Origin of the sequence: Shewanella xiamenensis (genome assembly GCF_014647135.1) — a bacterium.
Classification (GTDB): domain Bacteria; phylum Pseudomonadota; class Gammaproteobacteria; order Enterobacterales; family Shewanellaceae; genus Shewanella; species Shewanella xiamenensis.
On the sequence record NZ_BMOP01000008.1, the window covers coordinates 89,284 to 115,003 of the forward strand.

Consider the following 25,720-nt stretch of genomic DNA (forward strand, 5'->3'; position numbering starts at 1 on the left):
ATGAGTGTTGCAATCCCAGCTGATTTAGACGTTGCTCACGCCGAGGAGCACCACGAGCACCATGATACGGGTGGCAACACCCTGTTTGGTTTTTGGCTCTACCTGATGACCGACTGCATCCTGTTTGCATCGGTATTCGCCACCTACGCCGTGCTCTATATGAACACCGACGGCGGTGTATCGGGTAAAGACATTTTCGAACTGGACTTTGTGCTGATCGAAACCGCAGCCCTGCTGCTCAGTAGTATTACCTATGGCTTCGCGTTGATTTTCGCTAAGCGCCACAACAAAGCGGCGACCCTCACTTGGTTAGCCATTACCTTTGCACTGGGCTGTATGTTTATCGGCATGGAAGTCTATGAGTTCCATCACCTGATCGAACATGGCAACGGCCCACAACGCAGCGCCTTCCTGTCATCTTTCTTCACCTTAGTGGGCATGCACGGCTTGCACGTGACCGCAGGGTTAATTTGGATGGCAATCATGATGATTGAAGTCGCCAAAACGGGCTTAGGCAACCGCAGTATCACTCGCCTGAGCTGCTTAAGCTTGTTCTGGCATTTCCTCGACATCGTGTGGATTTGCGTATTCACCGTTGTGTACTTATTGGGAGCACTGTAATGGGCGCACATACTCAATCCCAGCATAATAGCCATGATCATAGCCATGGCGCAGACGATCTGGCCTCCAGCATCAAGTCCTACTTAGTCGGTTTTGTACTGTCAGTGGTGTTAACTGCCATCCCATTCTGGGCGGTAATGACCCATCACTTCGAGCAATCGACGACGCTTGCCATCGTTATTGTCACGGCACTGGTGCAGATTTTGGTACACCTTAAGTACTTCCTGCACTTGGACTTCTCTAAGGAAGGCAAGATCAACACCTTCTCCTTCCTATTTACCGCACTGATCATCGTGATGGTGGTTGGTTTGTCGGTATGGATCATTCTCGAAGCTAACGCTTTGATGATGTAACGAGACACAGCAAATGAACACACAAGCTAGATTGACATCGACGCAATGGAAAGCACGCTTCAAAGGGTATGTACAGGTAACTAAGCCTGGCATCATTTTCGGGAATCTGATTTCCGTTGCTGGCGGCTTCCTATTGGCCGCTAAGGGCGATGTGGATCTGGTCTTGATGCTGGCAAGCTTAGTGGGATTATCCTTAGTCGTCGCCTCAGGCTGTGCGATTAATAACTGTATTGACCGTGACATTGACGCCAAAATGCAGCGCACCTGCAAACGCGTCACCGTCACGGGCGAAATCCCCCTAAGCCATGTCTTGCTGTTTGGCATCGCCTTAGGCGTGCTTGGATTTGGCATCTTAGCCATGTTCACCAATGCCTTAGCCCTACTGTTTGCCGCCATTGGCTATGTCGTTTATGTCGGGATTTATAGCCTCTATATGAAGCGAAACTCGGTTTACGGCACCTTAGTCGGCAGCTTTTCGGGCGCAGTACCGCCCGTGGTGGGCTATTGCAGTGTGACGGGGCAAATGGATATGGGCGCAGTGATTTTATTGCTGATGTTCAGCCTCTGGCAGATGCCACACTCCTACGCCATCGCGATTTTCCGCTTTAATGACTATGCAGCCGCGAAGATCCCCGTGCTGCCAGTCGCCGAAGGGATGGCCAAGGCGAAGCACCATATAGTGCTCTATATCGCAGTGTTCGCCTTGGTCAGCACTATGCTGCCACTCGCAGGTTACACAGGCACCGCCTTTATGGCCGTGACCTGTGCCACCAGCCTCTGGTGGCTAACTATGGCCCTCAAAGGTTATCGTCAAGATGTGGATATGCCACGTTGGGCCAGACAAGTGTTTGGTTTTTCAATTATTACCATCACAGCACTCAGTGTAACCATGGCGCTGGATTTTCAAGCGGTCAGTCAAACCCCACTGTTTACCTTAGTGCGATAAACATAACCTTTATTCAAAAACAAAAGCGCTAACCTAGGTTAGCGCTTTTTTATTGCCTTAATCCTCAATAACTAAGGGACAAAAGGGCGTTAAAAAATGGATGACGAGCACTACTTCATTGCCGATTTTATATAGACATCGAAACGGTTTTTCTTAGTTTCGATAACCATGCTGGGCTTAACGCCGGCGAGGTCTTCGGCATAATCGGGGCGCTTCACCACTACACGCTTACTGGCTAAGGCCATGGCGGGGGCGAGCAAACCGTCTGCATCAAGATCCGCGCCGACTAAGGTTTGGAAGACCCGCATTTCTTTTTTTACTAAGGCTGATTTGTCACGGTGGGGGTACATAGGGTCGAGGTAGACGACATCAACTTCTTGCTCCAATTTTGCGAGTGCTTCGAGGCTGGAACCATGGAAAAGCTGCATACGTTCACGCATCCAGTCGCCGATTTCGGCATCTTGATAGGCGCGGCGTAGACCGTCTTCTAATAATGCGGCCACCACAGGATGGCGCTCTACCATAGTCACAGTGCAGCCTAAACTTGCCAGCACAAAGGCATCGCGGCCGAGGCCCGCAGTACCATCGACCACTTTTGGCGTAACGCCCTGCTTTAACCCAACAGCCTTGGCAATCGACTGACCACGACCGCCACCAAACTTGCGTCTATGGGCGACCGCGCCTGTCACAAAATCCACCACTATGCCATCGAGCTTAGGCTCATCACGCTTATGTAGCGTCAAGGTGTCTGATTCAAAACGCAATTCAAATGGCGCATCGACATCAAAAACCAGTTGCCAGCGGGCACAAATGTCCACAAGTGTTGGAAATTGCTGATTAAAAAAGACTGGAATAGACAAAGGGATCACTGTTTGACAGGTAGAAATTGCCGCCATTATGCCAAAAGCAAGCAGAGCTGAATACTCTCTTGCATGGCGAATTCGGGGCAGCACTTAGTGTGGCTAATTTACCCCAAGGAGTATTGTCCCTATAATTGCCTCATTGAATGCGGGTATCTCACCTGTACTGCTCACCTTGGAAGATCCGATGTTAAGTTACCGCCACGGTTATCACGCCGGCAATTATGCCGATGTGCTGAAACACGCTATTTTGCTGCAAACTTTGCAGTTAATGCATAAGAAAGACAAACCCTTAGTCTATATCGATACCCATGCGGGTGCCGGTGGTTATGCATTAACGGATGAGTTTGCCCAAAAGACAGGTGAATATCTCGACGGGGTAGCAAAACTGTGGGACAAAACCGATCTGCCCAAATCCTTGCAAGATTATATAGATGCGGTGCGTCATTTTAATGAAGACAATCCAGAAGAACTGAACTTTTACCCAGGTTCGCCAGCCTTTATCGATATGGATCTTGGGCCAAAGGATCGTATGCTGCTACACGAGCTGCACGGTACCGATCATCTGCTACTGGATGAGTATTTCGAACAAGATAAGCAAGTTAAAGTGATTAAAGGCGATGGCTTAAAAGGGCTGATTGCCGCAGTACCGCCACTAGAGCGCCGCGCACTGGTACTTGTTGACCCCAGTTATGAGATTAAGACCGACTATCAAACAGTGGCCGACACGTTAATCAAGGCGCACAAACGCTTTGCCACGGGCGTATTTATGCTCTGGTATCCGGTAGTCAACCGCGCGCAAACAGAAGAAATGCTCTCCCGCTTAGCCACTAGCGGTATTAAGCGCCAACTACGTATCGAGCAAGCCATCAAGCCCGACTCTAATGAGTTTGGCATGACAGCCGCTGGACTATGGGTGATCAATCCACCTTGGCAACTGGATGAAATTGCTACCGAAATGCTCGATTACTTAGGTAAAACCCTCGGCCAAGCAGATGGTCATGTCAGCGTAAAATGGGAAGTTGGCGAATAAGCTCTGCCAGATTGGCTTCAACATTATGAGGCTACAACATAGCGCAGCAGATACTTTACTTGTCCCGCTGCACTATGTTGTTAAAGCAGAATATCGATAGTTACAGCGAACCTTATACCTTAGTACTGCGGTAACGCTTGAGCAGAATTTGCACCCGTTCTACGTAGGCTTGGGTTTCTGGATAGGGCGGAATACCGTTGTACTGAGTCACAGTTGTAGGCCCAGCATTATAGGCCGCACAGGCCAGCGCAATATCCCCATTGAACTGTTTTAGCATTTGCGCCAAATACTTACTGCCACCGAGAATATTCTCCTCTGGCAAAAAGGCATTAGTCACACCCATCTCTTTGGCGGTTTCGGGCATCAATTGCATTAACCCCATAGCCCCCGAGCGGGATATCGCTCTAGCATTAAATGCTGACTCAGCATGGATAACCGCACGGATAAGTGCAGGATCTAACCGATGTTTATGGGCCGCACGGCTGATTAAACTCTCGTAATTACGGGTAAACAACCGAATACCATTCCAATCGATAGTCGAGTCTGGGCGACAAGCAAAGCAATCGTACAGTAGGATTTGGTAATCGCTGCTCGATGGCGCTTTATCGGTAAAAACCGTTACGCCATTGGCCTGTTGATATTGATAAACCTTAAATTTTTCTTGGCCTTCCGCGCTGACGATGCCACTGTCAGAATAGCGCGCCACAATGCGCGGCTTAGTCGGTTTGACCTCTTCGGCGAACACGGTTGCAAAGCTCCCCCAAGTTAACAATAAGCCGAGCCCATATAGCGCAATCGACTTAAGGTAAGTAGGTGGTTGGTGCATTGCTATCATCAAAGTCCCGTGTATTCGTTTAGTTTAAGTATTTCAATAATAGCAAAGAGTTGCTTCATCTCACGGTTTAACTGGCTAAATTCTGTCGAAAAATTCGCACTATCAAAGATAGAGCGCATTTGGAAACGACTCCTACGATTGGGCAAAAATAGGATCAGCCGGTTGCGAAAGAAGGCACATTGGATATCACCCGCAAAGACCTTTGCCAGTTGCTGTAATCGCTCCATAAAAGCGGTGTTGAGCAAATAACGTGATTCAATTTGATCTGTTGAAAACACATCAAACTCTTTTTCAAACAAGGGGTCTTCTAGTCGCACTCTTTGCAGCCCCGAATGACTGTCGGATAAGAAATTCGCTAATCCGCCACGATCCTTTAATACCACGGTATGGCCGATAAACTGCTTGTGACTACTGAGCTCGACCACAGTGCCGCGAAAACGGGTTTCAGTGCGGGTTACGGTTCTGCGTTTATTACCGTCCCACTCTTCCACTCGCACATCTTTGGTCAGGGTTAACTCATTGACGATTAGTTCTACGCCTTTGTATTGACCGTGAATATAGTCACCAAAACTCACCTTGTCGTAATGAGGTAAGACTTTTGCCGCCGAGAGCCGATTTATATCAAGGCGCATCTCGCGATTGTAGATAAAGTCTTCACCAAAATACTTAAACATGATGGGATAGATTTCTTGCTGCACTTGACGCGTAAACTGCCTTGTCGGGGTAAAACTCCAAAAACCTAATAACAGTAGTGCAATCATTGGTAGCGGAAACAACACCAGCCCACGGCTATGTCCCAATATCGTTAATAGTACGAGACTCGCAACAATCACTAAACTGAGATACAAGCGTTGACGTGTTGCCTTAAGGCTCGCCACGCGCTTGGTTTCATAACGGGCAGCAAGCGGTGCAAGGTGGGAATCATAATACTGTTGCAGCGACTCCCTATCCGCAGGCTCTGCAGACAGTTTTACCGTCTGTCGCTGTGCCTTAATGGGACTACCTAAGATAAAGGTGAGTATATTCATTGAGATCGTTATTTTACGGGGGCATTTTGCCCCCGCAAATATTAAAGATTACAGATAATCTGCGGCGTCTATTGGTGCTTTAGATGCCTCACTGACTTCATAAAATGGCATCACTTTAATCTTAGCCATTGACGCAATAATCGACCCGGGAAAAATTTCAACGGCTGTATTTAACTCCGATACCGCTGAGTTATAGAAACGACGAGCCGCCGAAATATGTGCTTCGACCTCGTTATAGGTTTGCATGGCTTCAAGCATAGTGTTGTCGGACTTCAGCTCGGGATAGTTTTCAACATTAACCATCAAGGTAGCCATTTTGTCGTTTAATTGCTCGGCTTGTGCAATATGCTCTTTAACCGCATTGGGGTCAGTCTTGTTGTAATGACGGGTTAATTGCGTGCGTAGCTCAGTAATTTCAGTGAGCAATGACTTTTCATGATCCATAAATCGCTTGGCGATTTTGAGGATATTGGGCACGAGATCGGCGCGTTTAGCCAACTGCACATCGATCCCCGACAGAGCCTCAAGGGCGGTATTGCGTTTTTTGACTAGGCTGACATACCAAAGATAGGTCACGATAAAAATCAGCGCTAATCCCAGTAACAGTTTGTCCATCTTCCATCCTTAGTGTTTATTATTGTTTTTAATGGCTACAGCTAACCATAAATAAGCAAGAATTTCATCTAAAGCGTTAGCTAGTGCAATGAAATGTTATCTTTTACTGCACAGGTAAGAGCCTCTGACCCAAGATTTTTTGTGACAAGATTAAACCCGAATTGATTGAAAACATTCAGCTTGGATACAGAAAAACTAAGCTATAGTTAATTTGCACAACGTTTAGAGCAACCTTTTTGCTCGTGAATACTGGACTCCCCGTGAGTCCATTTTTTTATCCAAAATCTGCCTACATACTGCTCTAGCCACATTTAAGTTTTATTTAAAGCACAAGCATCATACTTTTCGGCCAATTTTTTCACTTTTACCTTAGCGTTAATCCAATCACTTGAGCGAGAGGCTCCTCAGCCAAGTCACGCCGCATCGATTCAGCTCACGGATAAAAAATGCGCTAGCAAAGGTCGACAGAGGCAAGGCATGAGTTTGAAATCCAATCATATTCCCATAAAGACACAGCCCCCACATGACATCAGCTCAAGTGGCTGGTTTGTACGCTTTCTGAATATTGTCGAACGGTTAGGTAATTTATTGCCACACCCTATTACCCTGTTTGCTCTATTTTGTGTCGCCGTGATTCTGGTGTCTGGCATTGCTGGCTACTTTGAGTTGACGGTGGCCGATCCACGCCCCGAGGGCGCCCACGGCCGAGGTGCCGATGGACTTATCCATGTGGTCAGCCTGATGAATGCCGAAGGCTTGCGGATGATAGTGTCCAACTTAGTCACTAACTTTACCGGTTTTACCCCCTTGGGCACGGTTCTGGTTGCCCTACTGGGTGTGGGTATCGCCGAGCGTTCAGGACTATTATCCGCCGCCATGCGCGCACTCGTTATGGGAACATCAAAGCGTTTAGTGACAGTGACTATCGTGTTTGCGGGAATTATGTCAAACACTGCGGCAGAGCTAGGGTATGTGGTATTAATTCCCATGGCAGCGATGATTTTCCACTCCTTAGGTCGCCATCCGTTGGCTGGATTAGCCGCTGCATTTGCAGGAGTATCAGGGGGATACAGCGCAAATCTATTGCTCGGTACTGTCGATCCACTGTTATCGGGCATAACTGAAGCGGCGGCGCGGATGATCGACCCCGACTATAACGTCGGCCCTGAGGTTAACTGGTACTTTATGTTTGTCTCGACCTTTGTGATCACTTTCCTCGGCGCCTTTGTAACAGAGAAAATTGTCGAGCCCAAACTGGGCAAGTATCAGGGAGATGATGCCGATGAAAGCGTGCATCAATCCATGGGCAATGTCACTGAGCTGGAAAAACGCGGCCTCAAGTGTGCGGGATTAGCAATGCTAGTGTTGGCGGTGATCCTTGCGCTGTCAGTCGTGCCAGAGGGTGCACCACTGCGCGATCCTAAAACCGGTCTGGTTTCGGGCTCACCCTTCCTCAAAGGCATCGTCGCCTTTATCTTTATCTGTTTTGCGATCCCGGGTTTTGTCTACGGCAAGGTCGTTGGCAGCATTAAAAACGATAAAGACGTTATCAATGCCATGTCGCACAGTATGAGTACAATGGGACTGTATATAGTACTGGTGTTCTTTGCGGCACAATTTGTGGCCTTCTTTAACTGGAGTAATCTCGGCGCCGTGTTAGCCGTGCTGGGCGCAGATGCCTTGCAATCCATAGGGTTAACTGGGCCAATCCTGTTCCTGTTTTTTATTATGCTGTGCGGTTTTATCAACCTAATGCTGGGCAGTGCTTCAGCACAGTGGGCCATTACCGCGCCCATTTTTGTGCCCATGCTGATGTTAGTTGGCTATGCGCCCGAAACCATTCAAGCGGCCTACCGTATTGGGGATTCGGTAACTAACTTAATCACGCCAATGATGAGTTATTTCGGATTGATTTTAGCAGTGGCCTGTCGCTATCAAAAAAACCTCGGCATAGGCACACTGATCGCCACTATGCTGCCGTACACCTTAGTGTTTTTCGTTGGCTGGACGGCGTTTTTCTTTCTGTGGGTATTCGGTTTTGGTTTACCAGTAGGGCCGGGGGCAGCAACTTACTACACGCCTTAGGCACGAGTTTAACTTTCGCTAGGTTGATTAGGGCGTCGCAGCTAGTCTCGGCGCCTTTTTCATGGACAGGTTTAACGGGCTAGTCGTACAACCATTCCATTAAAAAGCCACAAATCAGTAAGAAAACCCCAAAGTTAAATACCATCGTTTGTAATTTCGACTTAGGCGACTTATCGTCGGCTTGGGTCATGACCTGACTTAACGGTGTAAAAAACATATTGGGTTCGAGTCCCATGCCGATAAAAAATACCGCTACGGCAACACTACGGATGAGCTCGGGGACGACAAGCTGCTTAAGATAAAACTCATAGGCACCATAGGCCAAAATGCCAATAGCGATAGCATGGCAAATCATCGCTACGACAAGTTGCTTAGTGATAAGACTGCTCACCGATGACACGATTTTGCTCCTACGCCAGCGCTATGTATTGATTATGGACAACATTTGCCGCGCAGTTTATCTCTTCTGTGATTTAACTGCATCCATAGCGTCCAGCCAAATAGCACGCCACTCGCGGGATAAATATATAGTGCGACTTTCATTGCCTGCCAAAATGGCGTCTCAGCGGTGAAGTATTGAAACCCCGCCACCAAAAGTGACGTCACACTCCCCCAATACAATACGCCAATCACCAAGATGAAATACCACTTTCCCTTTGCGAGAGATGCCTCTAATTTGATTAATTGATCCTTACTGACTGCCGACATCACCTACTCCCTTTTTATCTTGACTCATTTAATATGCCCGAATTGATTCAAGGTAGCTATCCATCCTTGTAACGATAATATTTTTCGCCCAACAAAAAGCCCTGTAAATACAGGGCTTTGATTAGAACGTTAGATTACTCCGCCGATGTTGGCTTTTCGTCTTTCGCTTTTCTCTCTCGTTTACTAAAGATCCGCTCAACAATAACGAAGAACAGTGGCACGAAGAAGATACCTAAGAACGTCGAACTCATCATACCGCCAAGTACACCAGTACCGATGGCATTCTGGCTACCTGAACCTACACCCGTACTAATGGCTAACGGCACAACCCCTAAACCAAACGCGAGCGATGTCATCAGAATCGGACGCAAACGCACACGTACAGCATGTAACGTCGCTTCAACCAGACCCGCCCCTTTCTCGTAGAACTCTTTCGCAAATTCCACAATCAAGATGGCGTTCTTGGTTGCCAAGCCAACAGTCGTCAGCAGACCTACTTGGAAGAACACGTCGTTTGGCAAGCCACGGCCATTCATCGCCAGCAGGGCACCGATAATACCTAGAGGAACCACTAGGATTACCGCAAACGGAACTGACCAGCTCTCATACAGTGCAGCCAATACGAGGAATACCACCAGAATCGACAACGCATATAGCGCAGGCGCTTGGTTACCCGATAAACGCTCCTCATAGGATAAGCCGTTCCACTCGATGCCAAAGCCCGGTGGTAACTGTTTAACTAGGTCTTCCATAATATTCATGGCCGCACCAGTACTAAAGCCTGGTGCTGTTGCGCCTTGAATATTCACCGCAGGTAAACCGTTAAAACGTTCTAGACGTGGTGAGCCGTATTCCCAAGAACCTGTCGCAAAGGCTGAAAACGGCACCATATCGCCCTTGTTGTTACGCACATACCAAGTGTCTAGGTCTTCTGGCTGCATACGGTATTGAGCATCACCTTGCACAAATACCTTTTTAACACGACCACGGTCGATAAAGTCGTTAACATAAGAACCACCCCAAGCTGTTGCCAACACATTGTTAACGTTAGCAATCTCAACGCCTAATGCGCTCAACTTAGCATGATCAATGTGCAATTGATAAATTGGCGCATCTTCCTGACCATTAGGGCGAACCCCCACAAGGTTTGGATTTTGAGCTGCCATACCCAGCAATTGATTACGCGCCGCCACTAACTTATCGTGACCTTGGCCGTTTTTATCTTGCAGGTACATATCGAAACCATTGGCCGTACCCAACTCGATGACCGCTGGCGGTACGAAGGCGAATACGAAGGCTTCTTTCATTTGGCTGAATACACCCATAGCGCGGCCCGCAATGGATTGAACATCCATACCTGGCGCTTCACGCTCTGACCAATCCTTCAAGCCAACGAAGGCAATACCCATGTTCTGGCCTTGACCCGCAAAACTGAAGCCCGCCACGCTAAATACCGACCTTACGCCTTCTTCAGCCATAAAGTGATCAGAGACTTTCTCTAACACTTTCATGGTGCTTTCTTGGGTAGAGTTGGTTGGCAAAATTGCCTGCGTGAACAAGATACCTTGGTCTTCGTCTGGTAAGAATGCCGTTGGCATGCGCATGAAAATCCAGCCCACTGCCACCACTAATGCAGCGTAAATCATCATGACCCTGAAGCCACGCTTCACAATGCCAGCCACGCTCGATTCGTAACGGTTCGTTAAGCGATCGAAACCACGGTTAAACCAACCGAAGAAACCCGTTTCGATATGGCCATGACCCTTCTTCAACGGTTTGAGCATCGTCGCACAGAGTGCGGGGGTTAAAATCAAGGCCACCAGCACAGACAGCGCCATCGCAGAAACGATAGTGATCGAGAACTGACGGTAAATTACCCCAGTAGAACCCGACATAAACGCCATAGGTACGAATACCGCAGACAAGGTCAGACCGATACCGACTAACGCGCCAGTAATTTGATCCATCGACTTACGGGTCGCTTCGAGTGGACTTAAGCCCTCTTCGGCCATCACCCGCTCAACGTTTTCAACCACCACAATCGCGTCGTCCACGAGTAGACCAATCGCCAGTACCATTGCAAACATGGTGAGGGTGTTGATGGAGAAGCCCGTTGCCGACAGAATCGCAAAGGTACCCAGCAATACCACAGGTACTGCAATCGTTGGAATTAAAGTCGCACGGAAGTTCTGCAGGAAGAGGTACATGATGACGAACACCAGTACGATCGCTTCAAGCAGAGTGTGGACTACGCCTTCAATCGATTTATCAACGAATGGCGTTGTATCGTAGGGGTAAACCACATCTAACCCAGCAGGGAAGAAGGGACGCAACTCTTCCACTTTAGCGCGAACCGCTGCCGCCGTATCTAAGGCGTTAGCACCGGTTGCCAGCTTAATCGCAATACCCGAGGCAGGTTTACCGTTATACAGAGACTCTACGGCATAACTTTCTGAACCCAACTCGACACGCGCCACATCACCCAAGAACACGTTCGCACCCGACGTATCGGATTTAAGAATAATCTTGCGGAATTGTTCTGGCGTTTGCAGACGACTCTGTGCCGATACGGTCGCGTTTAGCTCTTGTCCTGGCAGTGATGGCGTACCACCGAGTTGACCAGCAGATACCTGTGCGTTTTGCGCGCGGATAGCACTCACCACATCTAAGCTAGTGAGGTTATATTGAGTCAGTTTCAGCGGGTCTAACCATATACGCATCGCGTACTGAGCACCGAAAATCTGAATTTCACCCACGCCCGGTACACGGCTCATAGGATCTTGGATGTTAGCGCCCACATAGTCGGCGATGTCACCCTTATCCAAAGAACCGTCGGTCGATACGAAGCCCAATACCATCAGGAAGCCAGAGCTTGACTTGTTAACGTTAACCCCTTGAGATTGAACCTCTTGTGGTAACAAGGTCATTGCGCCCTGTAACTTGTTTTGTACCTGAACCTGCGCGATATCCGGATCGGCCTCAGCGTTAAAGGTTAAGGTAATCGATGCGTTACCAAAGCTATCACTGGTTGAAGCGATATAACGTAGGTGGTCGATACCCTTCATACGTTGCTCAATCACCTGAGTTACTGAGTCTTCAACGATTTTGGCCGATGCACCTGGATAGTTCGCACTGATCACTACTGTCGGTGGCGCAATACTGGGGTACTGCGAGACTGGCAGGGATCGGATCGATAAAATCCCCGCCAACATAATGATTAAGGCGATCACCCACGCAAAGATGGGACGATCAATAAAAAAACGTGCCATAGCTATGCCCTATTTTGCTTGGGTTTCAGAAATAACTTTGGTGGTGACTGGTGCACCTGGACGGATCTTTTGTAATCCTTCCACAATCAACTTATCGCCCGCTTCTAAACCAGCAGTAATACGCCATTGATTGTCGATAACTTCCGCTGTGGTAACAATTTTTGCTTCCACTAGACCTTGATCGTTCACCACCATCGCCACGGCCTGACCCTTAGCGTTACGGGTAATGGCTTTTTGCGGCACTAGGATGGCTTGAGGATCGGTACCGGTATTCAATACAGCACGAACATACATGCCAGGCAGTAAGATGCCATCTGGGTTAGGGAACTCGGCGCGTAGGATCACTGAGCCAGTATTTTCATCCACGCTCACTTCAGCAAATTGCAGCTTACCGTTGTGACCATAAATCGTGCCGTCTTCTAAGACTAACTGCACGTCAGCGTTATCCGCCGCCTGCAGCTTACCTTGCTTCAGCTTGGCTTTTAGGCGTAACAGCTGAGCACTCGATTGAGCGATATCCACATTGATAGGATCAAGCTGTTGAATGGTTGCCAGAGTTTGGCTTTGGTTAGCCGTTACTAGCGCACCCGCTGTTACACTCGACTTACCGATACGGCCTGAAATCGGCGCTAATACTTCAGTGTATTGAAGATTGATTTTCGCAGTATTAATCGCCGCTTCTGCTACAGTCACGCTGGCCAGCGCTTCTTTGTAAGCGGCTTCGGCTTCATCGAAATCTTGTTTACTGATTGCGTTAGTTTTAACTAACTGCTGATAACGAGCCGCTTTTGCCTTAGCAGAAGCAAGGCTTGCATTTGCTCGAGCTAAGTCAGCATTTGCACTGACAAGTGCAGCTTTATAAGGCGCAGAATCAATTTGATAAAGAGATTCGCCTTGCTTCACATTGCCGCCTTCGACAAAGCTACGCTTAGTGATAATGCCATTCACTTGAGGACGAACTTCGGCTTCAAGAAATGCCTTGCTACGACCCGGTAACTCGACTTGGATAACCTGTGGCTTAGCCTCCACTTTGATTATCCCAACTTCCATGCTCTGCGGCCCCGCGCCGCCATGAGCGGCTTTATCCTCTTGAGGGCTACAAGCTGCCATCCACAACGCCACGCTGATTACTGAGGCAAGTTTAATTGTCTGCCGCATGAGAACTCCTTTAAATTTTAACGCCACCGTGTTCACACAATATGGATGATTTCACGGCCATAATTATAACTAAAATCAAAGCTATTACTTATCGTATACCCTATAAGGATCAACAAGAAAGATAAACAAACAAAAGTGTAAACTAATGAAAATATTCACACCTTTGCCAATACCTTATTAGTAGAATTGTTATCCTATTTAAGAAGTATGTTAACTGTAGATAAGATTGTTAGCGTTATACGATACAAAGCACTTATTCAGCCTACTCTATATCAAAAATGTTGCAAACATGTTTGGCGACACAAATGTTTATACTCGATTAACCTGAGTAAACATTTATTTGATACAGCTAGGGCATATTAGCACAAGCTTTTACATAAGGTTTTGTGCATATATAACCCCTGTGTGGTCATATTGGATCAAGCATGGAATGACCATACCTTGCTATCCGAATGCATACTATTGCTACGTAAATCCTTGTTACAAATGGGTCAGGGAAACGAATAGATATTCAAACCTTTGGACGCGACATTTTATGACCAAGCGTTGTATAGCGCAAATTGGATATTACATTTTGCACCCCATTTAATGAAACTCAGCTTCCCAAAAAAATGCAGTTTTATAAATTACGCTTTTATTGACCCTGTTATTTCGCTGCTTATTCACATTCATTCATATCTTTTCGTTATTGGTTCATCCCAGGCGGCACCGCTATTAACAATTTATTTTTACGATATAGGTGCGCTAACAATTTCCAATCACTTTGAGATGATGATTATGAAGACTCGTACTAAATTGCTGCTCACTGGGGCGTTACTTTCTTTGGCGGCCAGCTCCCACGCTGCTGAAGATAATCAACTCTTTGGTGGCACCCTTAACGGCAATGTTAATTTTGCTTCGGACTATGTGTTTCGTGGTGAATCCGAGACCTTAGACGGCGATATTCCGGTCGTCCAAGGCACATTAAGTTGGAACCACAATCAAGGCTGGTATGCTGGGGTATTTAGCTCCAACATTAAGTTTGCAGACCCAAACTTAGAAATTGTTACCGCGCCTTTTATTGGTAAAGCGGGAGAGTTTGGCGATTCTGGCTTTACCTATGATGTCATGCTGTTTTCATACCTTTACCCCGGTGCTTCCTATTCCAACTACACCGAATTATGGCTAAAAGTGGGTAAACAATTCGGTCGAGCCAATCTGCAACTCGAAGTCACCCCAACGGTGGATGACTGGTTTGGTGTCGATGGCTGGCACGGGGTGAACTACGCTCTACACCCCAGCTATAGCTTTGACAACGGTGTAAAAATCTCAGCATCTGTAGGTTATCAAGACCTCACGGGTGATGGTGCCGAAGGTTGGGGCCACTGGAACATAGGTTTAAGCAAAGCCTATTACGGCCTTAACTTCGATTTACGCTACCACGGCAGCACCGTCGACACTGACCATAAAGTCTATGGTACACAAACTGAAATCTTCGATGACAGAGTCGTCATTGGGATCAGTAAAAGTTTCTAATCCTGTTTTTGCTTATACGTTCATCCCGCTGCTTCCCTGCAGTACTCCAATTGCTTGAAATATCGAGCCTTGACCAGCCAAATTTGGCTGGTCTTTTTTTTATCTAAATACGATTATCACCCACGCTACAGGCTAACACCCGGCTGATATCCGCAAGACAACGGCCCGACTCCTGTTGCCATTGATTGAACACGGCCTGTACCTGTTTTAACGCCGTTTGCGAGCTAAAGCCGGCATCTACCAGCTTGTGCGCTTTAAAATAGCCTTGCACATCATCGGTTAACAAAAAGGTATCCTTACCGATTCCACGTAAGAAATACGGCCCCGTATTGCCACCGAGACGAGCGCCGCGCTTCTTTAAGAACGCCCAGAGTCCGACGATATCGTCGGTCGGCCAGTCAGCAATCAGCTTAGCCAAGCTGCCATGTTCGCGGGCAATATCATGGATCATCAAAGCATTATCATAAATTGCTTGGGTTTTCTTTAGGTGGCGAATCAAGGTCGCATCCGCAGCGCGAGCTTGGATCTGCTCGGGTGACAACATTAATACCTTCTCGGGCACAAAATGAAAGAAGGATTTTTCGTAAGCAGGCCATTTATTATCGACCACGCGCCAGACAAAACCACTCTGGAACACTTGTCGGCTCATGGCCGAAAGCAGCGTAGCATCATCGTATTGACGAATTTCAGCACTCGTTAGACACCCAGGAAGTAAGGCTTCGAGTCCCTTTTTACCGCCTTTGCGCTCACTCGCTCTGGCATAGATGGATGAGAAACTTTCTAATTGGCTCATGCTGTTACCTTTGATTATCGATATTTCACTAGCGTTTCTAGGCGTTAATAGTACCGAATTTGAGCCCACGGGGATCATTCCGTATGGAAAACCTGTTTTACGTCCATTTCTGGCCCTTTGAAGAAATTCCCACTGCACGCATGTTGATACCGACTAAAGTTAAGGCGTAGAGTCAAAAAAATGCAGTGGTTATGGGGTCGGTACCTATGGAGCTTTTCTATCATCCGTTATCACGATATTCACAGAAAGTATTAATTGCTCTCTATGAGAAACAAGCGAACTTTTATCCGCGGATCACTGATTTACGCGACCCACTGGCACGCAAGGCCTTCCAGCAATTTTATCCTCCTGGCAAACTGCCATTGCTCAAAACTCAAGAAGGCCAACTGATCCCCGAATCCAGCATTATTATTGAATACTTAGACAGGCATTTTCAAAACGGTACAGAGTTATTACCCGCGGAGGCTGAACGGAATTTGGCGGTGCGCCTATTCGATCGCATTATTGATTTTGATATCAATAACCCACTATTCCAATTAGAAAAATTAAAGTATGCCCCTGATGGGCATGAGTTCGAAATCAAGCAGATTGAAAAACAAATGCTTACCCAATTTCAACGCTTAGATAGCCATCTTAGTCAAAATCATTGGGTGTGTGGCGACAGTTTTACCTTAGCCGACTGTGCACTGATCCCCTGCTTAAGCTACAGCTTTGCTCACTTAAACCTATTGGATTTAGATGAGTTAGTCCGTTATTGGCAACAGGCGCAGCTTCGCGGCGCCTGGACACTCGTGCTTGAAGAAGTGCTACTAGCCGAAATGGAAGAAGACACTGGGATTAGGAGTATTCCCTAGTACCAGCGCGTCCTAAAGATTACGCTCTTTCTTTAATTGTAAAAATGCTTTCCATTTCACGACTTCGGGCGGTAACTCTGGAGCCGGATCGGTATAGCCTGCTTCTTTAACTAATACCTCTAAAGGCACTTGCTTACCTTTACACACAAACACACCACGCACATGCACTATACAATGTAGGCCGCGCTCACTGATAAAGCGTTGTTCAATATAGAAATATTTTTCATCCCAGCCCACGACCTTGGTTTCAATCTCAAACTTTTTTAAGGGCTTGATATCGCGGATATAGGTAAATTCGGCGGCGTTAACAATTGGCATCCATTTTAATTTGAGGAAACGCTTCAGCAACCCCATTTCGGCCAACATATAGGTGCGTGCCAGATCCATAAACGCTGGGTAACGGGAGTTAGTGAGATGGAAATTGATATCGCAATCACTGGGCAACGCGCGATAAGTAATGCGGCTCGTCCCCAAAAAATCAATCTTACGGCAATGGCGCGTGCGCCAAAATAACAACCAAAACAAACGGAAATACAGATTCATATGCAGTAGCCCTAAAAAGAAGAGCCACAGGCTAACAGAGGTCATACCAGAGGGCAAGCGAGATCTAGCTCACAAAAAAGGCGCCATTCGGCGCCTTTTTATGCTCAAGCACAGCTATTTAGTATGGCTTAAGCGGCAATCCCAGAGTGGCGCAGCAGCGCATCAATACTCGGCTCGCGTCCCATAAACTGTTTGAACAAGTCCATAGGCTCAGCAGAACCGCCCATTTCGAGGATGTTGTGCAGGAAGCTACGGCCCGTATCAGGATTGAAGATACCCTCCTCTTCGAAGCGAGAAAACGCATCCGCCGACAGCACTTCGGCCCACTTGTAGCTGTAATAACCCGCAGCATAGCCGCCGGCAAAAATATGCGCAAAACCATGTTGGAAACGGTTAAATGCTGGCGGAATTAACACGGCCACCTGACGACGCACTTCGTCCAAGGTCTGCTGAATACGCGCGCCTTTTGCAGGGTCGTATTCGTGGTGCAGTCTAAAATCGAACAGTGAAAACTCGAGCTGGCGCAACATCATCATGCCGGATTGGAAGTTTTTCGCCGCTAACATCTTGTCTAGCATCGCTTTTGGTAAAGGTTCACCGGTTTCGTAGTGACCGGAGATCTCCGCTAAGGCTTCTTCTTGCCAGCACCAGTTTTCCATAAATTGGCTAGGTAATTCGACCGCGTCCCATGGCACACCATTGATACCTGATACGCCAGCAACATCGATTTTGGTCAGCATATGATGAATGCCATGGCCAAACTCATGGAATAAGGTCGTCACTTCATCGTGGGTGAAAAGCGCAGGCTTACCATCAACTGGACCATTGAAGTTACAAGTGAGATAGGCAACGGGTTTTTGTAGGCCATTGGCGGTTTGACGGCGCACGCGGCAATCATCCATCCAAGCGCCGCCGCGTTTACCAGTGCGGGCGTATAAGTCTAAATAGAAACTGCCTCTGTGCTCGCCCGTTTCGTCAAAAATATCGAAGAAACGCACGTCTTTATGCCAACGGTCAAACTCGGTTTGCTCAACAATCTTTAAGCCAAATAGGCGTGAGACACTGTAAAACAAGCCTGATAGCACTTTATCTTCAGGGAAGTAAGGGCGCAGCAACTCTTGTGAAATCTCATACTTATGTTGCTGTAACTTCTCAGCGTAGAAACTTAAATCCCAAGAAGCCATCTCGCTCACACCATAATGCTCCAGTGCAAAGGCTTTTAACTCGGCTAATTCGGCCTTGGCTTGGTCTTTTGAACGCAGCGCCAATTCATTTAAGAAGGCCATCACCTGCGCAGGCGTTTCAGCCATTTTCGTGGCGAGGGATTTTTCGGCAAAGCTATCAAAGCCTAACAACTGTGCCAATTCATGGCGCAGTGCGAGGATTTCATCCATCAATGGACCGTTATCGAATTCGCCCGCATTTGGACCTTGATCCGAGGCGCGAGTCACGAAGGCTCGGTAACACTCTTCACGCAAGTTGCGGTTTTCGCTGTAGGTCATCACAGGTAAATAGGAAGGGAAATCTAAGGTAAATAGCCAGCCCTCTAATGCGCGGGCCTCGGCCATCGCTTTTGCGGCCGCTTTAGCTGAATCGGGCAAGCCAGCGAGTTCTGCCTCATCGGTAATTAACTTAGTCCAGGCTTGGGTTGCATCGAGCAGTTGATTGGAAAAGCCGCTGGTAAGTTCAGAAAGACGTTTAACGATTTCACCATAACGCAGTTTTTGCGCATCGTCTAAGCCGATACCCGAAAGCTCGAAGTCGCGTAAGCTGTGCTCAATCACCATCTGTTGTGCTTGGCTTAATTGAGCAAACTCTGCCGATGCACGCAGCGATTTGTAGGCCTCGTATAACCCTTGGTGTTGGCCAACGTAAGTGCCGTATTCGGATAACAGTGGCAAACAAGCATCATGGGCCGAGCGCCATTCATCTGTGCTCACCACTGAGTTCATATGGGAGACGGGTGACCAAATTTGGCTTAACTCATCATCTACTTGCTCCAGAGGGGCGACTAAGTTATCCCACGTAAAAGGCCCAGGGTTTTGCAGCACTTCATCAATCTTGGCACGACACTGAGCAATGGCTTGCTCAACGGCAACTTGAATATGTTCAGGTTTAATCTGTGAAAAAAGCGGTAATGCAGCGCCGTTAAGCAAAGGGTTGCTCATAATGATTCCTCTACAATCTGTGTAGCTAATAAATAAGGGCTTATGTTCAATTTATCAAGGCGAGAAAACCGATTGCTATCTTCGTTTGTAGGCCTAACGCCATTTCATCAATAAAAAAGTGAACCAGCTCTCAATTAGGATTTACACTAAATTTACCCTTTGAATCTTGATAGTTTGATCGCAAATCAAATCCATTCTCATTAACGCTTATATGTATATAGGCTAACATCAGTGCATATTCTATATTTTCAATTAGATTGGCTTATTTATGGCAGCATCAGTTAAATCCATCATTAGCGCCGTAGGCGCCATTAGCTTAGTTTGCTTTAGCCATCCATGTTTGGCCAACGAGAGCTTGGCGCAAACCGAAGGGATATTAAACAGCAAATTATCTGCGGCTAACGTGCCTTTAACTGCTAACATCGATTTAGGCTGGGATAGCAAGTATGTTTCGCAGGGGCGCAATAACTTGGCTAAAGGCGGTATTTATTGGATGAATACCAGTATTCAATACGGCAATCTCACCACCTATGCCCTCGTTGGCCGTGGTGATAGCCAAGCCTATACTGAGTGGAATATTGGCCTAGAATACGCTTTGGATTTAAGTGAACATTTAGAAGCGAATCTTGGCTATCAACGTATTGAAGGCTATAGCAGTAGCCGCTGTCAGGATAACGAACTGTTTGCTGAATTGGCTTACACCGCCAAGCCTTGGCTAGTGCCTTCCGTGAGTTATGTCTACTCCACCGAGGCGGCGGGCTATTTTGTGGAGCTGAGCCTACACAGCTATTGGCAAGTTACAGAGCAATTCACACTCTCCCCCTACGTAACACAAGGCGTTGATTTTAAATATCGAACAGAAGAGCACAATGGTAGAAATCATCTCCAGTTTGGGCTAGAAGCAAGCTATAACCTTACCGAGAATATGAATATTAGTGGCCATATTAGCCACAGCATTGCGCAGGCAGATATAGAGCAAGAAGCGGCCACGAATGGCGACTTTAGCTCACAGGATCAAACCTATGCGGGCATCCACTTCAATATCAGCTTCTAAGCGTTACTCGGCCTAACTCCCTTCGGCTTGGCAAACCGTTCCCGTCCAAACTACACTCAAGATGTCGATGGAACGACCTTGATTTAGCGAGGCACAGGGAATGTTGGCTAATCAGTTTAAAATACTCACGAATACATTTATTACACTAGCATTTTGTACTCTGCCATCCTTAGCGGCACCCGAGAGCGAGCCTGAATTAGTATTAGAATCTCTCTCAAAAAGTAGCACGACTGACTCACTACCACTGGGGACATTGCTCGACAGTCAAGGTAAACCGCTGCCCATTCCCGCAGAGCAAAGCGCTTTGGATTATTCACCTCCCACCGTCAATGTTGACAATACGTCTCCAAAAACAAAGACCAACAAGACGCAATCCACTAAGACTAAAAATAAAAAATTGAGTCGCAAGCAACAACTCGCCAGCAGAGATAAAATCGCTAACGATCCTAGTTGCCGTTGGCTTGATGCGCGCATGTCACAGCTCGAAACCCAGATCGGCAATAAGCGAGAGCAAGCCGCCGACTACCATAGCGATGAGCTCAATGCTCGCAAGCAGGAGTGGCAATGCCTTAAATGCGGCGTAGAAGGACCAAACCCTGATGATTACCATCGCTGCCAATATCGCCGTTAAGCTTAAGCTAACCGCCAAGGGATAAAATCTCAGCTTCATGGAGATTTTTTGTGACAAACCAAGGTCTATACCATGGCGACTTAATGGGCTGGTCTGCAAACCCATTCCAACCTACAATGACCTTCTGCTATTAAGCACCTCATTCTTAGAGTTAGACGGAGAAACTCATGGCTCAACATTTTGACTATATCTGCCTAGGCGCAGGCAGCGGCGGTATCGCCTCAGCTAACCGAGCTGCCATGCGTGGCGCTAAAGTGCTACTCATCGAAGCGAAACACGTCGGCGGCACCTGCGTAAACGTGGGCTGCGTACCCAAAAAAGTCATGTGGTATGGCGCGCATATCGCCGAAGCCATGAACCTCTACGCCAAAGATTATGGCTTTGATGTTTCAGTCAACAAATTCGACTGGAACACCTTAGTAAACAGCCGCGAAGCCTATATTGGTCGCATCCACGAGGCCTACGGTCGCGGTTTTACCAATAACAAAGTCACCCTGCTCAATGGTTATGGCCGTTTCGTTAATGGCAACACCATTGAAGTGAATGGCGAGCACTACACGGCTGACCATATCCTGATCGCCACCGGCGGCGCGCCAACCATCCCAAACATTCTGGGTGCGGAATACGGGATTGATTCCGATGGTTTCTTCGCCCTGCGCGAACAACCTAAACGTGTCGCAGTCGTCGGCGCAGGCTATATCGCCGTCGAAGTCGCGGGCGTGTTACACGCACTTGGCAGTGAGACTCACCTGTTTGTGCGTAAACATGCGCCGCTGCGTAACTTCGATCCTATGCTGATCGACGCCCTAGTCGATGCCATGAAGACCGAAGGCCCAACCCTGCACACCAACAGCGTCCCACAATCTGTGGTCAAAAATGCTGACGACAGCCTGACTCTGAATCTCGAGAATGGCGAAAGCGTGACCGTCGATTGCCTGATTTGGGCCATTGGCCGCTCACCAGCAACGGGCAATATCGGTTTAGAAAACACCGACGTGCAATTGGATAGCAAAGGTTATGTAATTACCGACGCGCAGCAAAATACCACCCACCAAGGCATTTATTGCGTGGGCGATATTATGGCGGGCGGCGTGGAACTGACTCCGGTTGCGGTTAAAGCTGGTCGTTTACTCTCCGAGCGCCTATTTAACGGCATGAGCGATGCCAAAATGGATTACAGTCAAATCCCAACCGTGGTCTTTAGCCATCCACCGATTGGCACTATGGGCTTAACCGAGCCAGAAGCCCGCGCGCAATATGGCGATGACAATGTGAAGGTTTACACCTCCAGTTTCACCTCCATGTATACCGCTGTAACAAGCCATCGCCAAGCCTGCAAGATGAAGCTAGTCTGCGCCGGTAAAGAAGAGAAAGTGGTTGGTATTCATGGCATTGGCTTTGGTATGGACGAAATTCTCCAAGGCTTTGGCGTCGCCATGAAAATGGGCGCCACCAAAGCCGATTTCGATGCCGTTGTCGCGATCCATCCCACAGGGGCTGAGGAATTTGTCACGATGCGCTAAGCGCATGACTCAATCCTTAAATCAGGCTCTATAGCCTGTGAATGTTGCATTTATAATTTTATAGAAGCGGTTCTGATATTCTCAGCGCCGCTTTTTTTATGTTCAACGCTAGGTCATTCCGTCTATTTATCCGCTCTTAACATCCCACTCTTTCGCCCCAATTTTCGGTTAAAAGCATAGATAAATTTATCAGTATTCAAATCAATTTCCCTTGCTTTACGCCAACCGAAAGTATGCAAACTGGGCATTTAAACTTGATATTTTGCTAATAAAGATCTTATTATAGTTATAGCACTAACTATTATTCACCCTAAATACATCTAGGAGGCATTATGTCAGCTAAGCATGCTGCAGATGAAAACCCCATCTCACAGATCATCCGTTCCACCCGGGAACGCCTGCATGGAACACTACAATATTTCTGCCTGTTCGCCATTCTAAGTACCTATCTCTTTGTCATTTTGAAACCGAGCTTCATTCAAAATAACAAAGCGTTAGGAGGAAAATAATCGATGAATTCCCTCTCTTACGTTTCATTGGCAATTTACTTTATTGCCATGCTCGCTATTGGTTTATTCGCCTATCGTAAGTCGACCGATGATGTCTCTGGTTACATTTTGGGTGGCCGCCAAGTGAGTCCGCACGTCACGGCTCTCTCGGCCGGCGCCTCGGATATGAGTGGCTGGATGCTGATGGGCCTGCCCGGCGCCATGTTCCTAGTGGGGTTTGAAACCCTGTATATCGCCCTCGGATTATTAATTGGTGCTCTAATCAATTATCTGGTTGTTGCCCCTAAATTACGGGTCTACACCGAGGTCGCCGATAACGCGCTGACGATTCCTGAGTTCTTCGCTAAACGCTTTGGTCAGGCCGATAACAGCATTCGCATTATTGCCGCCGCCATCATAGTGATCTTTTTCACCCTCTATACCTCGGCGGGATTAGTCGCGGGCGGCAAGTTGTTCGAATCCGCCTTTGGGCTGAACTACGATATTGGCCTAGTCGTCACCTTAGCCGTCGTGGTGTCGTACACTCTGCTGGGGGGATTCTTAGCCGTTAGCCTCACCGACTTTGTGCAAGGCTGCATTATGTTTGTCGCCTTGGTGTTAGTGCCTTTCGTGGCATATCAAGAATTTACCAGTGCCGACCGCATGATGAACTTTGCCTATCAGTCGATCCCGCATTTTACCGACGCGATGCAAAATGTGACCCTGCTTGGCTTAATCTCCAGCCTGTCGTGGGGACTCGGATATTTCGGCCAGCCGCATATTATTGTGCGTTTTATGGCGATCCGCTCGGTCGCCGACATTAAAACCGCACGACGCATCGGCATCAGTTGGATGACAGTGACCATTATCGGCGCCTTAGCAACTGGCTTAGTCGGTATCGCCTACGCCAATAAATTTGGCATGAAGCTTTCGGATCCTGAAACCATCTTTATCGTGTTTTCAGAGTTGCTGTTCCATCCCTTAATCAGCGGCTTCCTGCTGGCAGCGATTCTCGCGGCCATTATGAGCACGATCTCATCACAGCTATTAGTCTCGTCGAGTTCGCTGACCGAAGATATTTATCGCACCCTGTCGAAGAAACAAGCGAGCGAGCAAGAGATGGTAAAAATGGGTCGTTACGGGGTCGCAGGTGTTGCCATTGTCGCAACGCTGCTGGCGCTTGATCGCTCTAACAGCATCCTCTCCCTTGTGAGTAATGCGTGGGCAGGCTTTGGTGCCGCCTTTGGTCCGCTGGTGCTGTTTAGTTTGTATAAGGCTAACCTCACCCATAAAGCGGCGATTGCGGGGATTATTTCGGGCGCGCTCACGGTACTCTTTTGGATTTATGCCCCCGTGCTTGCCGATGGTAAGGCATTGAGTAGCTTAGTGTATGAGATGATCCCAGGCTTTGTTGTCAGCAGCACAGTGATTTATCTGGTGAGCAAATTCGATACCGATCCTTGTCCTAAAACCACTAAGCAATTCCATCAGGCTGGTCGTGTACTGGCCGAGGAAAGCTAAGGAGGCGTTATGACAGACTCTCCCCGTAAACGTATCGTCGTCAAAGTGGGGAGCGCCTTAATCGCGCCCCACAAGCAAGGTTGCAGTAGTCATTATCTCTTGGGTATCGCGCAGTTTATTACTTACTGCCGCGTCCAAGGTATCCAAGTGGTATTGGTTTCGTCGGGCTCGGTTGCCGCTGGGTGGCATCATTTTGAGGGCCAAGCTCAGCCGAGTGTCACGGTGAAAAAGGCCATGGCGGCTGCGGGTCAGGCGGATATGATGGCGACCTGGAATAAGCTATTTGATTTTCCCACCGCCCAACTGCTGCTGACCCATGGCGATTTACGTAATCGCGAGCGTTATATCAGTATTCGAGACACGATTTTTAGCCTGCTCGAACACGGTTTAATGCCGATCATTAATGAAAATGATGCCGTGACCGCCGACAAACTTAAGGTTGGCGATAACGATAATCTCTCGGCCATGGTGGCGGCTGCGGCCGATGCCGACACTTTAGTAATTTGCTCGGATGTGGATGGACTCTATGATCAAAATCCCCACGAACATCCCAATGCTAAGTTGATAAAGCAAGTCACTGAAATCAATGCAGATATCTATGCGATGGCGGGAGGCGCCAGCAGCGATGTTGGCACCGGAGGCATGCGCACTAAGATCCAAGCCGCCGAGAAAGCCATCTCCCACGGCATTGAGACCTTTATTATTAATGGCTTTAATGCCGATTCCTTTAGCCAGCTGCTAAAGGGGCAAAACCCGGGCACCCTCTTTACCCCCTACGAAAAACCGATGCAGGAGCATTTGCATTGGATGACCCACACCTCGCAAGCGCAGGGCGAAGTGATCGTCGAGGATGATTTTGACCTCGCGCTCGATCAGCACAGCGAGCAATTAACCAGCGATGATGTGGTTGAAGTCAAAGGGGATTTCTCAGTGGGCGACACCATTCTGGTGCGTAAAGGCGATGGCACTAAGTTGGCGAAAGCCAAATCCAACTACAGCAGTTGTCTACTGAGTTTTATTACCGAGCAGGATGATCAGGCGTTTGCCAGTGAATTCCAGCAAAAAACCGGCCCCATCATTTCCGATAAGAATATCGCCATTCTTAAATCCATTTGAGTG

The 25,720-nt window shown here is 47.8% G+C and carries 24 protein-coding genes; 13 read left to right on the top strand and 11 right to left on the bottom strand.

Annotated elements, in window-relative coordinates:
* The 3 genes from cyoC to cyoE are packed head-to-tail and all read left to right on the top strand — an operon-like array spanning position 1 to position 1,920.
* Positions 1-621 carry a cytochrome o ubiquinol oxidase subunit III gene (cyoC, locus tag IEY09_RS09480; RefSeq protein WP_037423799.1) on the top strand — a complete coding sequence of 207 codons (621 nt, stop codon included), beginning with the start codon at positions 1-3 and terminating at the stop codon, positions 619-621.
* Positions 621-974 carry a cytochrome o ubiquinol oxidase subunit IV gene (gene cyoD / locus IEY09_RS09485; protein ID WP_188870837.1) on the top strand — a complete coding sequence of 118 codons (354 nt, stop codon included), beginning with the start codon at positions 621-623 and terminating at the stop codon, positions 972-974. The genes cyoC and cyoD overlap by 1 nt, the downstream gene beginning before the upstream one ends.
* A 13-nt stretch (positions 975-987) precedes the next feature.
* Positions 988-1,920 carry a heme o synthase gene (gene cyoE / locus IEY09_RS09490; protein ID WP_188870839.1) on the top strand — a complete coding sequence of 311 codons (933 nt, stop codon included), beginning with the start codon at positions 988-990 and terminating at the stop codon, positions 1,918-1,920.
* Between the two features lie 110 nt (positions 1,921-2,030).
* On the opposite strand, the gene IEY09_RS09495 is transcribed toward cyoE, so the two are convergent.
* Entirely contained in the window at positions 2,031-2,816 is a 786-nt protein-coding gene (locus IEY09_RS09495; protein WP_188870841.1) for a class I SAM-dependent methyltransferase, read from the bottom strand.
* A gap of 151 nt (positions 2,817-2,967) precedes the next feature.
* Between IEY09_RS09495 and IEY09_RS09500 the strand changes: the two genes are divergently transcribed.
* Positions 2,968-3,813, top strand: coding sequence for a 23S rRNA (adenine(2030)-N(6))-methyltransferase RlmJ (locus IEY09_RS09500; RefSeq protein WP_188870843.1), 846 nt, complete (start codon positions 2,968-2,970; stop codon positions 3,811-3,813).
* 112 nt (positions 3,814-3,925) lie between these two features.
* Here IEY09_RS09500 and IEY09_RS09505 read toward each other — a convergent pair whose 3' ends face one another.
* The 3 genes from IEY09_RS09505 to IEY09_RS09515 are packed head-to-tail and all read right to left on the bottom strand — an operon-like array spanning position 3,926 to position 6,291.
* Entirely contained in the window at positions 3,926-4,648 is a 723-nt protein-coding gene (locus IEY09_RS09505; protein WP_037423814.1) for a lytic transglycosylase domain-containing protein, read from the bottom strand.
* The gene (locus tag IEY09_RS09510) at positions 4,648-5,676 is read right to left on the bottom strand and encodes a DUF3137 domain-containing protein (RefSeq protein WP_188870845.1); all 1,029 of its coding nucleotides are present in this window, start codon (positions 5,674-5,676) and stop codon (positions 4,648-4,650) included. Before IEY09_RS09510 ends, IEY09_RS09505 begins: the two co-directional genes overlap by 1 nt.
* A gap of 48 nt (positions 5,677-5,724) precedes the next feature.
* A complete protein-coding gene (locus tag IEY09_RS09515) occupies positions 5,725-6,291 on the bottom strand; it encodes a LemA family protein (protein WP_037423819.1) in 567 nt (188 codons plus the stop codon).
* A 477-nt stretch (positions 6,292-6,768) separates the two neighbouring features.
* Between IEY09_RS09515 and IEY09_RS09520 the strand changes: the two genes are divergently transcribed.
* On the top strand, positions 6,769-8,376 hold the full coding sequence (locus IEY09_RS09520) for an AbgT family transporter (protein WP_229777812.1): 1,608 nt from the start codon (positions 6,769-6,771) through the stop codon (positions 8,374-8,376).
* 79 nt (positions 8,377-8,455) lie between these two features.
* On the opposite strand, the gene IEY09_RS09525 is transcribed toward IEY09_RS09520, so the two are convergent.
* The 4 genes from IEY09_RS09525 to IEY09_RS09540 all read right to left on the bottom strand — a co-directional run bounded on the left by IEY09_RS09525 (position 8,456) and on the right by IEY09_RS09540 (position 13,511).
* Positions 8,456-8,776 (bottom strand): hypothetical protein, encoded by a 321-nt coding sequence (locus IEY09_RS09525; protein ID WP_229777818.1) that lies wholly within the window; start codon positions 8,774-8,776, stop codon positions 8,456-8,458.
* A 32-nt stretch (positions 8,777-8,808) separates the two neighbouring features.
* Positions 8,809-9,084 (bottom strand): hypothetical protein, encoded by a 276-nt coding sequence (locus IEY09_RS09530; protein ID WP_172590706.1) that lies wholly within the window; start codon positions 9,082-9,084, stop codon positions 8,809-8,811.
* Between the two features lie 134 nt (positions 9,085-9,218).
* Positions 9,219-12,353 (bottom strand): efflux RND transporter permease subunit, encoded by a 3,135-nt coding sequence (locus IEY09_RS09535; protein WP_037423831.1) that lies wholly within the window; start codon positions 12,351-12,353, stop codon positions 9,219-9,221.
* Between the two features lie 9 nt (positions 12,354-12,362).
* A complete protein-coding gene (locus IEY09_RS09540; RefSeq protein ID WP_037423834.1) occupies positions 12,363-13,511 on the bottom strand; it encodes an efflux RND transporter periplasmic adaptor subunit in 1,149 nt (382 codons plus the stop codon).
* Between the two features lie 768 nt (positions 13,512-14,279).
* On the opposite strand from IEY09_RS09540, the gene IEY09_RS09545 reads away from it, so the two are divergent.
* On the top strand, positions 14,280-15,026 hold the full coding sequence (locus tag IEY09_RS09545) for a TorF family putative porin (protein WP_099458477.1): 747 nt from the start codon (positions 14,280-14,282) through the stop codon (positions 15,024-15,026).
* Between the two features lie 103 nt (positions 15,027-15,129).
* Here the strand turns inward: IEY09_RS09545 and IEY09_RS09550 are convergent, their stop codons facing one another.
* Complete coding sequence (locus tag IEY09_RS09550; protein WP_188870847.1) at positions 15,130-15,819, bottom strand: DNA-3-methyladenine glycosylase I; 690 nt, start codon at positions 15,817-15,819, stop codon at positions 15,130-15,132.
* Positions 15,820-16,025: 206 nt separating this feature from the next.
* Here IEY09_RS09550 and IEY09_RS09555 point away from each other — a divergent pair, with 206 nt between their 5' ends.
* A complete protein-coding gene (locus IEY09_RS09555; protein WP_037423840.1) occupies positions 16,026-16,673 on the top strand; it encodes a glutathione S-transferase family protein in 648 nt (215 codons plus the stop codon).
* A 12-nt stretch (positions 16,674-16,685) separates the two neighbouring features.
* On the opposite strand, the gene IEY09_RS09560 is transcribed toward IEY09_RS09555, so the two are convergent.
* Together IEY09_RS09560 and prlC are read right to left on the bottom strand one after the other, a co-directional pair.
* The gene (locus tag IEY09_RS09560) at positions 16,686-17,216 is read right to left on the bottom strand and encodes a thioesterase family protein (RefSeq protein WP_037423843.1); all 531 of its coding nucleotides are present in this window, start codon (positions 17,214-17,216) and stop codon (positions 16,686-16,688) included.
* A 128-nt stretch (positions 17,217-17,344) separates the two neighbouring features.
* Positions 17,345-19,384 (bottom strand): oligopeptidase A, encoded by a 2,040-nt coding sequence (gene prlC, locus IEY09_RS09565; RefSeq protein ID WP_055647785.1) that lies wholly within the window; start codon positions 19,382-19,384, stop codon positions 17,345-17,347.
* A gap of 268 nt (positions 19,385-19,652) precedes the next feature.
* On the opposite strand from prlC, the gene IEY09_RS09570 reads away from it, so the two are divergent.
* The 6 genes from IEY09_RS09570 (at position 19,653) to proB (ending at position 25,717) form a co-directional block, all read left to right on the top strand.
* Positions 19,653-20,438 carry a hypothetical protein gene (locus IEY09_RS09570; protein ID WP_037427432.1) on the top strand — a complete coding sequence of 262 codons (786 nt, stop codon included), beginning with the start codon at positions 19,653-19,655 and terminating at the stop codon, positions 20,436-20,438.
* Positions 20,439-20,538: 100 nt separating this feature from the next.
* Positions 20,539-21,069, top strand: a complete 531-nt coding sequence (locus IEY09_RS09575; protein ID WP_188870849.1) for a hypothetical protein — start codon at positions 20,539-20,541, stop codon at positions 21,067-21,069.
* 167 nt (positions 21,070-21,236) lie between these two features.
* The gene (gene gorA, locus IEY09_RS09580; RefSeq protein WP_188870851.1) at positions 21,237-22,592 is read left to right on the top strand and encodes a glutathione-disulfide reductase; all 1,356 of its coding nucleotides are present in this window, start codon (positions 21,237-21,239) and stop codon (positions 22,590-22,592) included.
* A gap of 332 nt (positions 22,593-22,924) precedes the next feature.
* Positions 22,925-23,101: a hypothetical protein gene (locus IEY09_RS09585; protein WP_023266152.1), complete on the top strand. Its 177-nt coding sequence runs from the start codon at positions 22,925-22,927 to the stop codon at positions 23,099-23,101.
* Between the two features lie 3 nt (positions 23,102-23,104).
* On the top strand, positions 23,105-24,601 hold the full coding sequence (gene putP / locus IEY09_RS09590; RefSeq protein WP_188870852.1) for a sodium/proline symporter PutP: 1,497 nt from the start codon (positions 23,105-23,107) through the stop codon (positions 24,599-24,601).
* Positions 24,602-24,610: 9 nt separating this feature from the next.
* The gene (gene proB, locus IEY09_RS09595; RefSeq protein WP_089068828.1) at positions 24,611-25,717 is read left to right on the top strand and encodes a glutamate 5-kinase; all 1,107 of its coding nucleotides are present in this window, start codon (positions 24,611-24,613) and stop codon (positions 25,715-25,717) included.
* Positions 25,718-25,720: the final 3 nt, after the last annotated feature.

Coding starts and splice junctions, on each gene's coding strand:
- cyoC (WP_037423799.1), top strand. CDS start 1: ATGAGTGTTGCAATCCCAGCTGATTTAGACGTTGCTCACGCCGAGGAG.
- cyoD (WP_188870837.1), top strand. CDS start 621: ATGGGCGCACATACTCAATCCCAGCATAATAGCCATGATCATAGCCAT.
- cyoE (WP_188870839.1), top strand. CDS start 988: ATGAACACACAAGCTAGATTGACATCGACGCAATGGAAAGCACGCTTC.
- IEY09_RS09495 (WP_188870841.1), bottom strand. CDS start 2,816: ATGGCGGCAATTTCTACCTGTCAAACAGTGATCCCTTTGTCTATTCCA.
- IEY09_RS09500 (WP_188870843.1), top strand. CDS start 2,968: ATGTTAAGTTACCGCCACGGTTATCACGCCGGCAATTATGCCGATGTG.
- IEY09_RS09505 (WP_037423814.1), bottom strand. CDS start 4,648: ATGATAGCAATGCACCAACCACCTACTTACCTTAAGTCGATTGCGCTA.
- IEY09_RS09510 (WP_188870845.1), bottom strand. CDS start 5,676: ATGAATATACTCACCTTTATCTTAGGTAGTCCCATTAAGGCACAGCGA.
- IEY09_RS09515 (WP_037423819.1), bottom strand. CDS start 6,291: ATGGACAAACTGTTACTGGGATTAGCGCTGATTTTTATCGTGACCTAT.
- IEY09_RS09520 (WP_229777812.1), top strand. CDS start 6,769: ATGAGTTTGAAATCCAATCATATTCCCATAAAGACACAGCCCCCACAT.
- IEY09_RS09530 (WP_172590706.1), bottom strand. CDS start 9,084: ATGTCGGCAGTCAGTAAGGATCAATTAATCAAATTAGAGGCATCTCTC.
- IEY09_RS09535 (WP_037423831.1), bottom strand. CDS start 12,353: ATGGCACGTTTTTTTATTGATCGTCCCATCTTTGCGTGGGTGATCGCC.
- IEY09_RS09540 (WP_037423834.1), bottom strand. CDS start 13,511: ATGCGGCAGACAATTAAACTTGCCTCAGTAATCAGCGTGGCGTTGTGG.
- IEY09_RS09545 (WP_099458477.1), top strand. CDS start 14,280: ATGATGATTATGAAGACTCGTACTAAATTGCTGCTCACTGGGGCGTTA.
- IEY09_RS09550 (WP_188870847.1), bottom strand. CDS start 15,819: ATGAGCCAATTAGAAAGTTTCTCATCCATCTATGCCAGAGCGAGTGAG.
- IEY09_RS09555 (WP_037423840.1), top strand. CDS start 16,026: ATGGAGCTTTTCTATCATCCGTTATCACGATATTCACAGAAAGTATTA.
- IEY09_RS09560 (WP_037423843.1), bottom strand. CDS start 17,216: ATGAATCTGTATTTCCGTTTGTTTTGGTTGTTATTTTGGCGCACGCGC.
- prlC (WP_055647785.1), bottom strand. CDS start 19,384: ATGAGCAACCCTTTGCTTAACGGCGCTGCATTACCGCTTTTTTCACAG.
- IEY09_RS09570 (WP_037427432.1), top strand. CDS start 19,653: ATGGCAGCATCAGTTAAATCCATCATTAGCGCCGTAGGCGCCATTAGC.
- IEY09_RS09575 (WP_188870849.1), top strand. CDS start 20,539: ATGTTGGCTAATCAGTTTAAAATACTCACGAATACATTTATTACACTA.
- gorA (WP_188870851.1), top strand. CDS start 21,237: ATGGCTCAACATTTTGACTATATCTGCCTAGGCGCAGGCAGCGGCGGT.
- IEY09_RS09585 (WP_023266152.1), top strand. CDS start 22,925: ATGTCAGCTAAGCATGCTGCAGATGAAAACCCCATCTCACAGATCATC.
- putP (WP_188870852.1), top strand. CDS start 23,105: ATGAATTCCCTCTCTTACGTTTCATTGGCAATTTACTTTATTGCCATG.
- proB (WP_089068828.1), top strand. CDS start 24,611: ATGACAGACTCTCCCCGTAAACGTATCGTCGTCAAAGTGGGGAGCGCC.